Annotated in this window: 18 protein-coding genes; all 18 read right to left on the bottom strand. The window is 49.8% G+C overall.

From position 1 onward, the window contains the following. Window positions 1-2 precede the first annotated feature (2 nt). Window positions 3-416 carry a hypothetical protein gene (locus KHS38_RS14245; RefSeq protein WP_213489273.1) on the bottom strand — a complete coding sequence of 138 codons (414 nt, stop codon included), beginning with the start codon at window positions 414-416 and terminating at the stop codon, window positions 3-5. Further along, window positions 394-1,008, bottom strand: coding sequence for a conjugative transposon protein TraK (gene traK / locus KHS38_RS14240; RefSeq protein ID WP_213489272.1), 615 nt, complete (start codon window positions 1,006-1,008; stop codon window positions 394-396). Before traK ends, KHS38_RS14245 begins: the two co-directional genes overlap by 23 nt. A gap of 76 nt (window positions 1,009-1,084) precedes the next feature. Next, window positions 1,085-2,245: a TraJ family protein gene (locus tag KHS38_RS14235; RefSeq protein ID WP_213489271.1), complete on the bottom strand. Its 1,161-nt coding sequence runs from the start codon at window positions 2,243-2,245 to the stop codon at window positions 1,085-1,087. After that, window positions 2,242-3,021 carry a hypothetical protein gene (locus KHS38_RS14230; RefSeq protein ID WP_213489270.1) on the bottom strand — a complete coding sequence of 260 codons (780 nt, stop codon included), beginning with the start codon at window positions 3,019-3,021 and terminating at the stop codon, window positions 2,242-2,244. Before KHS38_RS14230 ends, KHS38_RS14235 begins: the two co-directional genes overlap by 4 nt. Next, the gene (locus KHS38_RS14225; protein WP_213489269.1) at window positions 3,018-3,683 is read right to left on the bottom strand and encodes a hypothetical protein; all 666 of its coding nucleotides are present in this window, start codon (window positions 3,681-3,683) and stop codon (window positions 3,018-3,020) included. Before KHS38_RS14225 ends, KHS38_RS14230 begins: the two co-directional genes overlap by 4 nt. After that, entirely contained in the window at window positions 3,680-4,348 is a 669-nt protein-coding gene (locus tag KHS38_RS14220) for a hypothetical protein (protein WP_213489268.1), read from the bottom strand. Before KHS38_RS14220 ends, KHS38_RS14225 begins: the two co-directional genes overlap by 4 nt. Next, window positions 4,345-5,019 carry a hypothetical protein gene (locus KHS38_RS14215; protein ID WP_213489267.1) on the bottom strand — a complete coding sequence of 225 codons (675 nt, stop codon included), beginning with the start codon at window positions 5,017-5,019 and terminating at the stop codon, window positions 4,345-4,347. The genes KHS38_RS14220 and KHS38_RS14215 overlap by 4 nt, the downstream gene beginning before the upstream one ends. Next, window positions 5,016-7,433, bottom strand: a complete 2,418-nt coding sequence (locus KHS38_RS14210; protein ID WP_213489266.1) for a TraG family conjugative transposon ATPase — start codon at window positions 7,431-7,433, stop codon at window positions 5,016-5,018. The genes KHS38_RS14215 and KHS38_RS14210 overlap by 4 nt, the downstream gene beginning before the upstream one ends. Next, window positions 7,411-7,698, bottom strand: coding sequence for a plasmid transfer protein (locus KHS38_RS14205; protein WP_249665418.1), 288 nt, complete (start codon window positions 7,696-7,698; stop codon window positions 7,411-7,413). The genes KHS38_RS14210 and KHS38_RS14205 overlap by 23 nt, the downstream gene beginning before the upstream one ends. After that, entirely contained in the window at window positions 7,698-8,003 is a 306-nt protein-coding gene (locus KHS38_RS14200) for a DUF4134 domain-containing protein (RefSeq protein ID WP_213489265.1), read from the bottom strand. Before KHS38_RS14200 ends, KHS38_RS14205 begins: the two co-directional genes overlap by 1 nt. Window positions 8,004-8,222: 219 nt before the next feature. After that, the gene (locus KHS38_RS14195) at window positions 8,223-8,513 is read right to left on the bottom strand and encodes a DUF4134 family protein (RefSeq protein WP_213489264.1); all 291 of its coding nucleotides are present in this window, start codon (window positions 8,511-8,513) and stop codon (window positions 8,223-8,225) included. Window position 8,514: 1 nt separating this feature from the next. Next, window positions 8,515-8,799, bottom strand: a complete 285-nt coding sequence (locus tag KHS38_RS14190; RefSeq protein ID WP_213489263.1) for a hypothetical protein — start codon at window positions 8,797-8,799, stop codon at window positions 8,515-8,517. After that, on the bottom strand, window positions 8,796-9,155 hold the full coding sequence (locus KHS38_RS14185) for a hypothetical protein (RefSeq protein WP_213489262.1): 360 nt from the start codon (window positions 9,153-9,155) through the stop codon (window positions 8,796-8,798). The genes KHS38_RS14190 and KHS38_RS14185 overlap by 4 nt, the downstream gene beginning before the upstream one ends. Next, window positions 9,143-9,766, bottom strand: a complete 624-nt coding sequence (locus tag KHS38_RS14180; protein WP_213489261.1) for a ParA family protein — start codon at window positions 9,764-9,766, stop codon at window positions 9,143-9,145. The genes KHS38_RS14185 and KHS38_RS14180 overlap by 13 nt, the downstream gene beginning before the upstream one ends. A gap of 20 nt (window positions 9,767-9,786) precedes the next feature. Beyond that, window positions 9,787-10,776: a relaxase/mobilization nuclease domain-containing protein gene (locus KHS38_RS14175; protein ID WP_213489260.1), complete on the bottom strand. Its 990-nt coding sequence runs from the start codon at window positions 10,774-10,776 to the stop codon at window positions 9,787-9,789. Between the two features lie 487 nt (window positions 10,777-11,263). Further along, entirely contained in the window at window positions 11,264-11,659 is a 396-nt protein-coding gene (locus KHS38_RS14170; RefSeq protein ID WP_213489259.1) for a hypothetical protein, read from the bottom strand. A 66-nt stretch (window positions 11,660-11,725) separates the two neighbouring features. After that, window positions 11,726-12,136 (bottom strand): plasmid mobilization protein, encoded by a 411-nt coding sequence (locus KHS38_RS14165; RefSeq protein ID WP_213489258.1) that lies wholly within the window; start codon window positions 12,134-12,136, stop codon window positions 11,726-11,728. 170 nt (window positions 12,137-12,306) lie between these two features. After that, a complete protein-coding gene (locus KHS38_RS14160) occupies window positions 12,307-13,254 on the bottom strand; it encodes a DUF8464 domain-containing protein (protein ID WP_213489257.1) in 948 nt (315 codons plus the stop codon). Window positions 13,255-13,760 lie beyond the last annotated feature (506 nt).

Here is a 13,760-nt window from a genome sequence, read left to right as displayed (position 1 = left end):
TATTATTTAAGTGTTCGGTGAATTTCAGCAAGGCGGTCAAGCGCACTGTCGAGCAGCATACTGTCGCGGACAGCGAGCACTTTTTTGGCGGAAAGACTGTCTACCAGACTTTTAAGGCGCAGGGTTTCCCTGATATTCCCGGTCGCCTGCATGATCTGCGAAAAGCCATCCTGCACCGTATTGATGTTCTTTTCCGGCGTTTTCTTACTCCCTTCCCGGTTCCGGAATACGGTTAGGGACAGCGCGAATGACGCCAGCATGGACACGACCATCAAACCAAAAATGATCCGGGGGTAAGCTGCAAAGAGCCGTTGACCGGTATCGGCTATAAAGCCGAAATAAACACTGAATTCTTTGCGGATCTCGCTGTATAAAGTGTCTTTGGGATCCCGGTTAGAATGAATTTTTCTCCACATCTTGCAAATCTTTATTTTCCAGGGTTTTCCAGTTCGTGATGAGTACCCCATGAGGATTATTGTCGCTCCGCGGAATATCTTTCAGATATCCTTCGGTAATCAGGGAACGGACAACGGTGGAGCTGCGCCGGTCAATCTTCAGCTTGCCGTAGAACCGGAAATAATGTTTGGGCAGATCCATGGTTATCGAATCCGTTTGCAGGGTTAACACGGAACTGGAAGAGAGAATGGAATTGAAAAAACCATTTTCCTTTAAGTTATTATACTGCTGCATGCCGGATTCATCGACGAGATACATCGCTTTCTTCATCTGATATTCCATGTAATTATCATCGGGGGTCAGGGAAAAGAAGAGGGAATGAAAGAGATCCACATGCGCCCGGTATTCCGCGGGACGGTTCATTTGCACATCGGTCTGACGGGCGAGGATGGGTATATTATTGTCCAGAATATAGATACTCTTCTGTGCATTGGATACCATCTGGTAAGCGTAAAAGCCATTCAGGCCCACGATGCAAAGGGCTGTCAGGAGGCTGCCCGCCGCAATGAAGGTGGCCAGCCTGACCTTGGCTTCAATGTTTTTTATGATCATAAAAAAGTACTTTAAATGAAAAGCTATCCATGGCTATAGATGGCTGAATGAGTGAAATGATGAGCGAACGGACCGCTCAGAAGAAGCTGCCGCCTGCTTTGCGCGCCATGCTGGCGACGGTGCCGGCACTGCGGCCGAAAGTCGACGTCGCGGAACTGATGCCTGAAGTCGAAATGATCCAGGTAGAGATACTGGGCACGGTGAACATGCAAATGGCGCCAATCATAAAAACGATAATGACGGTGCCGAAGGACAAGATACCGTTCCCGGCGAACAAGGCCATTTTTTCGAGATCGGCACCCAGGCCATTTTCCCCGACCAGTTCCTTGTATTTACTGATCTCGGAGGTAAGCGCATACTCCTGCATCAGGCCGGTCAGGTACATGATCAGATAGGCGATGCCGGAATAGAGGTTGACCGAAACAAACCGGGCCACCCAGGTACTGAAACTATCCCGGAAAGCAGGCAAGATACTCACGGCCACAGCGAATGGCCCCAAAATGATGAGGATGGTAGAATAGATGATCTGAATCATGAAGATGATATAGACTGCTAAACGTAATATCCAGATCCCCAGCAGTTCCAGTAATTGCGTGAACAGCAGTTGCATGCCCACCTGCAGGCGGGCTTTCAGTTCCAGCAACGGGGAAACCACCGTGCTGATGCCCTCCTTCACCGTACTGGTCACCGAATCCCAGGCCTGGCCGTACCAGGTATCGCTTTCCTTCTCCGCGACTTCGGTCTGTGCCTGAAATGTGTACAGGGAGTTGGCCACCGCGACCATGAGTGCCGTCCGGTTCATCCGCAGGTCATTGACGATCGTTTGTTCGCTATTGAACATCTGCTCCGTCTGGCTGGTGACGAGGTCAGTGGGAAAGGCAATCATTTTGACAAAGCCGCCCCACCACAGGATCACCATGGCCAGGCCGAAAGGCCTTAACAGCGGCATGATCTCCAGCTGTTTATCACCGACCATCATCTCATAGGATTTAATGGCAAAGAAGATAATCATAAAGATTGCGGACAGCGCTTTGGCGTCCGTGATAAACAGGTCAAAATGTGCCCATACGGAATCTTTCAAGCCTTTCAGGAACACCATGACGCCGGACTCGTATACACCATCGCCTTGCAGGAACTGCAGGGTTTTGCCGCTGTCGGGGCTGGTGGTGGCACCCTGGGCAAAAGACGACGTGACCAGGAACGTCATGAAGAGCAGTAATAAGGTAATTTTTTTCATTGTAAATGTTGTAAGACAGTTCTGGCAATCTGAACATCCGTCTGGGGTGTCCATTGGCTGACCGCTGCCCGATTGTTTTTAAGCTTTTCTTGCTGGGCGGTCATCCGCATCGTCGTTTGTGCCGAGGAGGTACGGATCGCCCATACGCCGGCAAGGCGCCGGTATTCCAGCAGGAGCCGGTGGTACGCCAGGATGCGCGAACCCCTGTCTATATCACCGGCGTGGGCGGCGTTGACCCTTTCGGCAAGCATGTCCAGTTCATTTTTATACCAGGCATAAAGACCTTCGGTCACCAGTTGAGCACTCACCGCCGGTGACAGGCCGCCAAGAATGGAGGTGGCCGAATGATGGATGACTGGTTTCAGTTCTTTTGCATAATAAAGCTGCCATAAAGGATCTGCATCGGTTACCAGTCCGGATTGATTAGCTATCTCCGCCAGAGCGGTGTTCCGGATGGTATCGGATTGCAGTTTATAGCGGCTGTCTGTGCTGTTCATAGCACCAACAAGCGCCAGGCGCTGGGTCTGGGGTCCGGTGCTGCTTAAAGGGCGAAGGTCCGTTTTGTGATAGTTCGGGTGAAAGAGCCCCCAGGTCAGCCAGTAGTACGGGTTCAGGCTCAGAAAACCCGCCTTGGGCGTAAATTTGTTCTGATCCCATTGCAGGTAAACCATGCGTTCCTGCTGGTACCTGACACTTTCATCTTTGACGGCAGATTGGGCAAAACCTGCGGAACGATAAACGATCAGCGCAAGCGCCACTAACAAAATTATTTTCATGGTTTTAAATATTTAGCTTGTTGAATAATTTGGGTGACGAAGGCTTTATCCCGGCTGACCCAGGCCGCAAAGGGTGTCGCAGAGGCGATGATGCCACGTTCCTTTGCCCAATACATTGCTTTCCAGGCGCCGTACGCTAAGCTGTCCAGCAGCTGTAATTGCTGGATGACCCTGCGTAATAACTGGTCGCGGGAATTATAATCTGCCAGCACGTTGTCGCCCTCTTTGAGGACAAAGGCGGACACATCACTGACCAGGGTGAGAGAACGGGTCCGCATTTCGGCTGCAATATTGCCGGCGAACACCAGGAGATAGGGATCGCTTTTAGCCAGCATCAGGGCCTGGTTAATATAACCCGTCATATCATTAATGATGACTGCCATATTTTTAACCGCAAGTCCATCTTTAAGTGCCGCATCGACATTGGCTAACCCTTCATAAATCATGGTTTGCGCCAGGACTACTGACCCGGCGTTCGTATTGAGGTCATTAATATTCGTGTTGATTTTCGTCAGGTACTGGTCATGCGTGCTTTCGGCACTGCTCCTGACCGCTGCGTTCTGGGAGATGGCGGCCAGGTGTTTATAGTCGACCACCACCTGCTGCGCCTTTACGGTCGCCATCGCCAAAATCAAAAAGGCGGTCATCAGATAATCTTTCATTTCAAATATTTGGCATTCGTAATGATATCCCGTCCGATAGTCATGTCCGCATTGATAAAGTTCTGGAAGGGATTAGCCGCCTTTAATAAAGCAGACAGATTGGAGTACTGCATCATGCTAAGCATATTGCCGGACAGGTTCTGAATATTGCTTAATTCGGAGATCACATAATCGAACAAAATTTTGCGGTCGGACGCTTTCATCTGGTTCACATCCCCGATAGAAAGTGATAAACCGGTCACGTAGGCGACCAGGCTTTGGGCCTGAGCGGCGAACTGCAGTGCAGACGCATAACCAACCGCGACGAGCGCCGGATTTTTCTGGACCAACTGCACGATCTGCGCCTGGTTGCTGACGATCCTGCCGACCATGGGCGTTGCATAGATACTGATATCGGCGATGTTGATAGCCGTTCCCAGCGTATTATAGCGCTGTTGAAGTGTTCGGTAAACAGCTTTCATCTTGTCCAGCAAAGTGAGGTTAGCCTGCTCATTGGCGGTGGCAAGCGCCTGCTGATTTTTCGCATTCACCTGCAGCTTATTTTCTGATTCGGACTGATCGACCAGCTGGTGCAGTGCCGGGATATCCAGGACACTTTGCTGCGCAAAAGCCCGCAGCGAAAACACGCTCAGGCCCAGTAGCATAGCGATTAAGAGTTTGTTCATGGCTTCAGGTATTTGGCATTGGTCAACACTTCATTGGCGATCCGCACATCCTGGTTCTGCCATTCTGCCCAGGGATTGAGGGAATGCAGGACGCCATTGATCTTTGCCCAGTACATCGCCCGGTTCATGCCGTAAGCAATGCCCCGCAGTATCCTCATTTCACCCGCAATATGGTTCAAAAGCTTACTGCGTTCTCCGGAATCCATCAGGTTCCCGTTACCTCCTTTCAGTACAAAAGCGCTCACATCCGCGGCGAGTGTGACTGCCCGCTGCTGAAAATCCCGGGCACCCTGCTCAGCAAACAGCAGTAATACCGGGTTTGATTTGGCCAGCGTAACGGAAGATTCCACGTCTGTGATGATATCGGCGCCACATTCTGCAATTTCCTTGATGGTGGTCAAATTATTCAGGGCGGAGGCCACTTGGCTCAATCCCTGGTAAATCCGGCTTTGCAGGCTATTGACGATGACCAGCTGCCCGCTTACGGCAAGCTGACCTTTTTGAATGAGATCCAGTTTGTTGTTCGTCGTGTTTAACTGGCCGTTGATAATACCGGAGTTGAGTGCGATGGCTCCAGAAACGGTCGGATCGACAACCAGTTCCTGTGCATTGGCCTGGCGGAATCCCGCAGCCAGCAAAGCCACCAGAAGGGCAATAAAATATTTGTTCATAGATTTTGATTAACATGTGCGATGAAAGCAGGCAAAGACTTACCGCTTTGATGAAGATCTGCCACAAAGGCATCCAGGCCGTCAGCATAAGAGCCGTAACGGCTGGTATAACTTTCTACCGCGGATTTCTCGGGCTTTTCTGTCGTATAGGTCAGGTATTGCTGCAGGGAAACCTCTACGCCGTACACTTCGCCAATGGCCCCGCGGCGAATGTAGACCTCCTTGAACCTGCCCCGGTTTTCTGTATTATCCAGCTGGTTGATCGTAAAGATCTTCCGGCGTTCCGTTTCGTTAATGGACAGCAGGGCCGCTATGGCGTTGTAGTTATCCTTGAACTTGGTCTGGTCCAGCAGGCAGATGGTATCTGAATTATTGATGATACTGTCTTTCACCACGGCGTTACCAATGATATCGCCCAGTTCCTGGGTCACGACAATGGCTTCCCCCCAGAATTTCCGGACCGTCTTGTAGAGATAAAGCAGATAACCGGCCATTAAAGGGCTGGCGATGGCTTTCCAGGCTTCTTCCACAATCAGGGCCTTGCGCCTGTCCGACCGGTAGCGCATCTTCTGGATAAAGACATCCATGATGATCAGCGTAACGATGGGAAACAGGATTTTGTGCTCCTTGATGGAGTCGATCTCGAAGACAATAAAGCGCTCGGTAAATAATGACTGATCTGCTTCCTTGTTTAAGATGACGGAAAATTCACCTCCCTTATAAAACTTTTTGAGGACGTAGCGAAACTCGTCAAAGTCAAAAATGATCTTTTCTTCGCGTCTGATCTCCGGTATTTTCACCAGGGCAAACTCGTAAAATGTATTAAAGCCGAGTTCACCCTTGTCCGCGAACGCCTGGCTGTAGTAAGCTGATATGACGTTGGCGACCACATCACGCTCCACCGGGCTGAACGTTCCTTCCGCACCTTTCCAGGCTACGCCGATCAGCGTGCATAAAAAATCCTTCTTTTCGATATTGTACTCCTCTTCCGTGATACGGAAAGGGTTCATGGTAATGGGCGCCTTGTCGGTGTAGGTGATATACTTGCCACGGTAATACGAACATAAGCCGGAATAAGAATGACCGGTATCGACGATGACGATATCCATATTATACAGCATATACTGTTCGATCAGGGCGTTCATAAAAAAGCTTTTTCCGGAGCCGCTGGGTCCAAGTACAAATTTGTTGCGGTTATTGATCCGTCCGGTCCGCATGGGCAGATCGGCAGGGTCTATACCTACCGGAATCCCCTGCCGGTCAGTAAAGCGCAGCAGGAATTCGGAGGGCTCGTCGGTAGGTAACGATTCTTTAAAGAAAAAACAGACCGCCGCATCGCAGGTGGTGAGAAACCAATCATAGGCTTTAAGTTCCGTGCCATTTCCGGGAAGCGCGGTACGGAAAAGTTCCAGCTGGTTATAGGCATTTTTACTCGGGATGATACCCAGTTGAAATAAGGAACTTTCCACAAAGTTTACTGCCTTCTCCATAGCCGGTACCGGTGCGGCAACCAGGATATTGAAATGGCAGTTGACCAGCAACTGGTTTTCACGGGCAACGTCATGGAGCAGCAGGTCTATGTCTTCCACGCAGAGCTGGTTAGCCGGGTCAGGTATGCCGGCATGGCGTTTTTTCTTTTGTTCCAGTTTTCGCAGGGTAACCGCCTGATTGGGGATTTCGATCAGCTGGTTAAACACGATCACATCAACGCCGGGCACTTTAAAAAGGAACGAGAGAAAATCTACCGGAAATCCACGCATGCTTTCTTTTTCGTTCAACTCGATATGGCTGGCAACATCCGGCGGAAGATCAATGCTGTCGATGTTAACCAGACTGATGCTGCGTACCGCTTTCTCACCTATCCGGATCTCCGTATCCGACGGTGCAAGATTGTTGAGCACCAGATTCGGCCGACTAAAATCCATGCTTAACAGCTGCAGTACCAATTGATTCAGGCGGGCTTCCCGTAATGCCCTGGCATGAGGCAGGAGGTCCAGAACTTTACCAACGGTCTGCCTGAACTCCCTCAGCAACCGGCCGTCGTAGACATAGAAAGTCCCCTTTTTGACCTGCCGGGTAATGGTCAGGTAGGTCGTGACCTGCAGCCTTTCCCTGTCCTTAAAATGAGCGTTGTATTGCTGCTGGAGATATTCACTGGCCGGAGCGCCCTGATAAGGTGATCGGCTGATGATATCCTGTTTTTGCAGCAGGTAATTATCGCCTAAGATTTTAACGATATTGATCAGCAAGTGGTGAAATTCATCGTATCCTGCGGGATAGGCAGCATACCGGGTAACCGGGTTGGTCATCTGAATGACTACGGAACATTCGCCGTTAAGGCCAATGAGCAGATCGAAGTCAGCGCCTTTATCCACGCCTGCGTAAGGAATGTTAAATAATGTCTTTACGGCCATAGTGATTAAGAATATAAATGTTTGATGTGCGGCTTTTGGTATGCAGGCCGTCCTTCTGTTTGGCTGCTGTGAAAAGCAGGCCGCCGACGACAGAACCGACGAGGATTACCGCCCCGAGCCACATGCTGACCAGCGACATGGTCAGGGCACCGAGAACAAGTCCGGTCAACAGCGAGGCAATCCCCCAGTAAATGAATTTGCCTTTAAACCCTTTAAATATAAGGGGCCGCTGAAGCCCCTTATAAACAGGATATTTCCTGGCCATTATAAGCCGAAGAAAGATTTAATGACCAGTGCGGAAACCACCAGGAAGACGCAGGAACCGCCCCAGCCCATCAATTCTTTATTGATGTCCTGGTCACCACTGTTCCATTTGGAATAAACACGAATGGCACCGACGATGCCAACGATACCACCGATCACGAGCGTGATGTTCGTAACCGGGTCAACATAGGTCTTCAGGGTAGATGTGGCGGTATTCAGGCCATTAACACCCGACTGGGCAAATACCGGAACAGACAGGGCCAGCAATACGGCTGAAGCCCACAGCTTTTTGGTTTTGGTAAACATGAAAAGTAGAAAAAGAAAATGGAGGGAGATCTTTTAGGGCCGGCAGAACGCAGGCCGGGTATGATAAAAAAGCGCCCAGATCACGAACGACGCTTTATATGAATCAACCGAAGGCTGAAGCGGAAATTTACCGCTGTTAGACCGGAGAACGATCGGTGAAGTTGAGAGGGAAATCTTTTATCGCTTCGCGGGGACGAAGCGTAACGTCATAAAAAGCGTTCAGATTCCGAACAGCGCTTTTAAAAACGGACCGCAGAGGGTCATAAACAGGGCGGAAAAAAACCAGGCGGCGACGGCGGCATCCATCCGGTCTCTACCCATCTGCCAGTTGTGGTATATGCGCAGTGCGCCCATCGTACCCAATAAAACGGCGATGACCAGTGCACAATCGTACGCCGGGAAGAAAGAGGATGAAATATTTTGTTCTGCCTGCTGCATTTCAGCAATACCGGGTTGCGCGAGGGCAATGGCCGGAAGCAGGACGCTGATAACGGTGAGTGTACGTCTCATATCAAAAGCTGACCGCCCTGGTGTATTCGACCACCTCTTCCCGCGCGAGGTTGAAAAACTCTTTCAGGGTGACGCCACCAGACGAAACTACCGGCGATTGTTTGCCGTCCGGCAAATTTTCATCCGGTTGGGATTTTTGGGGTACGACGTCCTCTACAAAAGTGAGTTCGTGTTTTTCGTCCCGGGTGTCGGAACGCTGATGGCGCAATTGATCCCAAAGGATAAGGACTGCATAGTAGGCCGTATATAAGCCCAGCAGCCAGGTAAAGAATTTAATCCAGGTCATAGTTCTGTGTTTTGAATAAATTGTTTAATGGTGTTTTTAAGTTCAGGATAGGTGTCGAACAGGTGCTTGACTGAAAAGGCCACGATTTTGGTCACATCAATGCCAGTAGCCATTTTGAACCGGTTCAGGACATCCACGGTAGACTTTTCCAAGCGAACATGCACCATGCTCTTGTTATGGCTGTTGTCATAGTCATACAGCGCTTGGAGCAAATCCGATTCGATGGCTTTTTCTGCTTTTTTCCCCGTCTTTTTTGGAGGATCAGCTATCTCTGCAGCCGGTCCTGTGAGCTGTTTTTCACCGGTTTTCACCATCTTTTCCCGGAGCTGGTCAGCTAAAGATTTCATTTTTTCCATAGGCGGTCTGCAAATATTTCCTCAAATACAGGTGTGATCAAAGGGTGAAGCGACAGCGGGGTTTGAAAGGTGGTCAGCCGCTGAAAATCGATGCGGTCCGGGATGACCGGTGTGATCCTGCCAAACCGGGATAGTTGTTCATTCACCTCGCTCATGATCTCAAATTTCACGTTCGCCTTGATCCGGTTGGGAATAAAGACAACCTCCACTTTTGGATTTACTTTTTTAAGCACGACCGTAAACAGGACGGTGGATTCAAAGGTAAATTCGTCGTAAGAGAAAGGACAGATCAACAGATCGGCGGATTGAAAGACGGGTATCAGACCGTCATCGTCCAGTTTCCCGGGAAGGTCAATCAGCACTGCATCTTTTTTGCCGCTGACGACCTGGTGGAGGATCGGAAAGGTCTCCAGGTTAGCCGGCAGCACTTCGTACGGCTCTTCGTTTTCCAGCACTTTCGCTTTTTCATATTTCTGGGATATGGACTGCTGATAATCCATATCAATGACCGTCACGGGCCATCCCTTAGCCAGGCTCAGGTAATTCCCTGACAGGACGGTGAGTGTGCTCTTGCCGACACCGCCCTTTTGGTTTCCAAATAAACAGATCATAAATTTTCATAGTTTTTCCCTTATCGGGTGTTTGTTCTTGCTTTCTTTTTGCGGCGCCTGTTCCTGCCCAGTACCCCTTCATCGTCAATGTCGCCGGCAATGGATACCGGGCGTATGTAAACCGGCCCGGGGGTGTACTCCTGGGTATAGGTAAGCTGATCTGCCGGAAGCCATGCATCAATCGGGACTGATTCCGCATGCTGTGGAAAATAAGTAAGGTTCTCCGCCAGCAGGTATTTAAGGCTCAGGATTTCGCTCCCTTTAAAGACTTGCCGGGTGGCATGATCCACGACGGAATAACCATAGGGCTGCTTGCCGCCTGAGGCGTGAAATACGATATCAACGTTCTCATCCGCTTTCATCTTCCGGACAAAATCCGGGTCAGACCGGTTATCCAGCAATAAATCTTTCAGCACAGCGATACGCTCCCGGTCAGGGCGGTAAGCGCCTATCTTTTCCAGCAGTTTCTTTTCGTTAAGATAATCACGCCCGAGAGAACCGGTCGTTTCTAAAATCAGGTAGAATTGTGCCCGGGTACTGAAGCGATAATCCATGGCTGGAGTGTATCCCAATACTTTATCCAGGTTACGTACGGCACGGATCTTTTCATAATCCCGGTTGATGTGTTTACCCTGCCGGTCGATCCGGGAACTGACGACATGTACATGGTTATTTCCCGTGTCTTTATGGAAAACGACCAGGTAAGGCTGAGCGCCGTAACCCATTTCCTTCAGCCATCCTACGGCGGCTTTGGTCAACTCCTGTTTACTGTATTGATGCCCCTGAGCGGATAACACCGCATGAAACTGCGTATTGCTGACTTTCTTATTCTGGGCTGCAATCATAACGAGGTAATTGACCAGGTCTTTTGGCCTTGGATTAGCATACGCCTGGACGGGGCCAAAATTGGCGATGAGCATCAATTCACCCGTGTTCCGGTCCACTTTGTTGGTGTTGTATTGTACGCCGGCAAATGTCCTGGAAGGTTTATCAAGAATGTGGGCAATCATCAGGCAGGTTTGGGTAATATATTCTGGAACGGTATATCGCAATACCTGACTAACGGTTGAACAGCGTAACAGCCTAACCTTGGATCGATAAAGCATTAGATCAGCAGAGCGTTGTATCGGCAAGGTTGCCTATCGCTATAACCAGAGACCCGTATAAGGAAGTAAGTCTGTAGCTGTATAAGAACCTAGTTTGCGATCTGCGTACCTGGCGGCTAAAGCGCTCATATAACTGTATAGCGAACGATCCCCCGAGCGGTAAACCCTGCGATCTTACAACCATCGCAGCCAGCTATCCATGTAACGCTATACCCGTGTAGGTGCCTGCCTTTGTAATCTGCTATCGGTATACCTTTCCTGCGAAGTCAATCGGTAGTCACCTAACACCGTATCTCCATACTCCTATACGGATATAACAACCGATTCCATGCCGGCTCATCAGATCCGTTGGCGGCAACTGCAGCAGGTGACCCAAAATGCCCGCGGCGGTTTACTCCTTTACCGAACTGGTATCACCGGAGATTTCCGTCAGCTGGCTCTGTGGAACTTCGATGGTCGCTAAAGTCCCCTGTTTGGTTTTGTAAATTACCTTTCTTCTCCCTGGTGGGTTGGTTAACAGATCGCTTCCCTTCAGCATCAGTACGGTATCTCCGGTAAAATCAAAAATGGCCTTTTCACAGTCTTCGCCATCTATATCCGGCGGGTCTCCATAGGCGGAGATCTTGTCTTTGTCAAAGTCCGGTACGGTTCCTTCAAATTTGTAAGGAAAGCGGCCGGAGACCCGTTGGTCAATTAACAGTGTGCCTAAAATGGTTAATGCAATGACGGGGATGAGCACCAGGGGCAGGTGCCGCATCGCCAGGTAATGTTTGTTTCTGTACTTCATATGGATTATTAAATTAAAATTCATGTTGTTATTCGCAAGGCATCCAGCCAACCATTCAAAGAGCGCTCAATGGCGGGTTACTCTTACAATTTTCCGCAGTGCGGTTTCGACGGATTGCTGAACCAGAATGTAGTCCTCGAAAAGCAGGTTGAATTGCGCAATGACAGAAGGGTTGAGTCCGCCTTTTAATTTTAAGCTATTGGCGTGCCTGGCGAGCTGATTGATGTTATTGCCGATACGGCTAAGTTCTGCGCCTACGGAATCCAGGTACCTGATCAGTTCTTTCGAGCTGATCAGGGTTTCCTTGGCGTGAGTTAAAACCCGCATTCTGATCAGTTCGGTTTTCGTTATCCCCAAGCTTTTTTCCAAATCGCTGACAGTTTGAAACTCTTCTTCTGTAAAACGGACGTTGATGAATCTAGAGCGCTTGCCCTCCGTCAATTTGGGGCGGCCGGACCGCTTTTTAGGATCATCCATAAAAAATGAGTTGCGAATTTTTTTATCTCCCCCCGGCGGGGGCAAGAGACTTTTGGTGTAACAAAAAGACATCTTGCCGTTGCTAAAACAACGCCGTTTGGGATAAGGAAAATGATTGGCGGAGCGGTGCAATGAGCGTCGCTCAAACGGATCGACTACCGATACCGGACCTATCGCCTGGATGACCTCAGCCTGGTTTGCGGGTGAGACCTGCCATTAGGCTCCGGCACGTTGACACCAAACTGCGCCTTCAGCTTATCGTTATAATCATTAAAGCCCTCATACACCGCAGACCTGTCGGTGGCATAGGGTAAGGCTTTAATGAATTCTTTGGTGGCCAATCGTCCCGGCCGGTCGAGATCAAAAAAAACATCCAGTGAGGCGAACATCTTCGCCTTATTAATTCCCTGGTGCAGTAGCGAAAGACTGTTCAGCACGATGACGGTGTGATCTGCATCGGGGTGCTCAGTTTTCCAGCTTAAAAAATCCAGATAACCTTCGAAGACAACAGCACTTTTGGCATGACCGGGAATGACGGTGATAGACTTATGTCCCATACATCCCTTGAAATAACGGTTCCTCACCTCCCAGGCATTCGCCTCGTTCAGCCAGCCTGCCGCGAAGTACGGTTTGCGCTCCCCTTCTTCATTTTCGATATAATAATAGACCTCACTGAGGAACTTTTTCGCAATATCAAAAACACCACGGCTTTTCAGGTAGCTGGTGATCGCCGGATGGGTCCCTAGCTTTTTAACCTGGTGGACGACATAATGAGGCTTTTTTACCGCTACCGGTGGTTTGGGTGCGGCGCTGACCGGCCGTGCCGGTTCTAAGGCCAAAACCTCCTGAATCTTGCGAACCACTTCATGAAAGGTTAAGGTTTTCCAGTAAGCGACACCAAAGTCAATGATATTCCCGCCCTTGCCGGTTCCGTGATCGAACCATACGCCGAGGTCATCGTTCACACTGAATGAGGGGGTTCGGTCATCGTCCCGCAGCATACTGATATACATGGCATCACGTCCGCGCTTAGGGATGGGGACGTAACCCAGGTGCCTGAGCAGTTCAACGATCGAGGCGCTTTCCTTGAGTTCTTTTGCATTTAAAATTGTTGACATAATTGATGAGTTGTTAGCATAAAATGGATAGCCGGACAAGCGATAGTGACATCGTTCGTTTCGTGGCATGGTACCGGCAGCGGGTATCGCTCCCGAGTAATTCACTTCTGCCGGTATAAATTCGGGACTACTCACGTCGGCATCTACATGCCGGGCCCGCAGGCCTGCCAATGCGTTTTCAGTTTCTTGATATGATCTCACCTTCGCAAAATTTCCTGTGGCTGACAGGATAATGCTTCGTCCCCCGATGTCAAAGAGCATGCAGATCAGCAAGCCGATCTCTCCTTTCCGCCAAGGGCGGAAAGAGGTCCGGACGAAGGAGCAAAGCGTAAGAAAAGGCCGGTTAACTTTCCGGTTCCCGAATGCTTCCGGGCTTTCCCCCCTGTCGTTGAATTCAAAATTGAGGGTTATCGGAATGGATTTTGGAGGAGTAGTTTGGTACTATCCCCAAATAAATCTGAAGAATTTTACAGGGGAAAGAAGGCTTAAAAACCGGCAGAACAGGC

It is taken from the genome of Mucilaginibacter sp. Bleaf8 (genome assembly GCF_018390515.1).
Lineage (GTDB): Bacteria > Bacteroidota > Bacteroidia > Sphingobacteriales > Sphingobacteriaceae > Mucilaginibacter.
Note: the sequence above shows the minus strand (reverse complement) of the source record. Positions and strands in the feature narration are given on the sequence as shown.

Bases quoted from the DNA above. Each gene is read 5' to 3' on its own strand.
- KHS38_RS14245 (WP_213489273.1), bottom strand. From the start codon at position 416: ATGTGGAGAAAAATTCATTCTAACCGGGATCCCAAAGACACTTTATAC.
- traK (WP_213489272.1), bottom strand. From the start codon at position 1,008: ATGATCATAAAAAACATTGAAGCCAAGGTCAGGCTGGCCACCTTCATT.
- KHS38_RS14235 (WP_213489271.1), bottom strand. From the start codon at position 2,245: ATGAAAAAAATTACCTTATTACTGCTCTTCATGACGTTCCTGGTCACG.
- KHS38_RS14230 (WP_213489270.1), bottom strand. From the start codon at position 3,021: ATGAAAATAATTTTGTTAGTGGCGCTTGCGCTGATCGTTTATCGTTCC.
- KHS38_RS14225 (WP_213489269.1), bottom strand. From the start codon at position 3,683: ATGAAAGATTATCTGATGACCGCCTTTTTGATTTTGGCGATGGCGACC.
- KHS38_RS14220 (WP_213489268.1), bottom strand. From the start codon at position 4,348: ATGAACAAACTCTTAATCGCTATGCTACTGGGCCTGAGCGTGTTTTCG.
- KHS38_RS14215 (WP_213489267.1), bottom strand. From the start codon at position 5,019: ATGAACAAATATTTTATTGCCCTTCTGGTGGCTTTGCTGGCTGCGGGA.
- KHS38_RS14210 (WP_213489266.1), bottom strand. From the start codon at position 7,433: ATGGCCGTAAAGACATTATTTAACATTCCTTACGCAGGCGTGGATAAA.
- KHS38_RS14205 (WP_249665418.1), bottom strand. From the start codon at position 7,698: ATGGCCAGGAAATATCCTGTTTATAAGGGGCTTCAGCGGCCCCTTATA.
- KHS38_RS14200 (WP_213489265.1), bottom strand. From the start codon at position 8,003: ATGTTTACCAAAACCAAAAAGCTGTGGGCTTCAGCCGTATTGCTGGCC.
- KHS38_RS14195 (WP_213489264.1), bottom strand. From the start codon at position 8,513: ATGAGACGTACACTCACCGTTATCAGCGTCCTGCTTCCGGCCATTGCC.
- KHS38_RS14190 (WP_213489263.1), bottom strand. From the start codon at position 8,799: ATGACCTGGATTAAATTCTTTACCTGGCTGCTGGGCTTATATACGGCC.
- KHS38_RS14185 (WP_213489262.1), bottom strand. From the start codon at position 9,155: ATGGAAAAAATGAAATCTTTAGCTGACCAGCTCCGGGAAAAGATGGTG.
- KHS38_RS14180 (WP_213489261.1), bottom strand. From the start codon at position 9,766: ATGATCTGTTTATTTGGAAACCAAAAGGGCGGTGTCGGCAAGAGCACA.
- KHS38_RS14175 (WP_213489260.1), bottom strand. From the start codon at position 10,776: ATGATTGCCCACATTCTTGATAAACCTTCCAGGACATTTGCCGGCGTA.
- KHS38_RS14170 (WP_213489259.1), bottom strand. From the start codon at position 11,659: ATGAAGTACAGAAACAAACATTACCTGGCGATGCGGCACCTGCCCCTG.
- KHS38_RS14165 (WP_213489258.1), bottom strand. From the start codon at position 12,136: ATGGATGATCCTAAAAAGCGGTCCGGCCGCCCCAAATTGACGGAGGGC.
- KHS38_RS14160 (WP_213489257.1), bottom strand. From the start codon at position 13,254: ATGTCAACAATTTTAAATGCAAAAGAACTCAAGGAAAGCGCCTCGATC.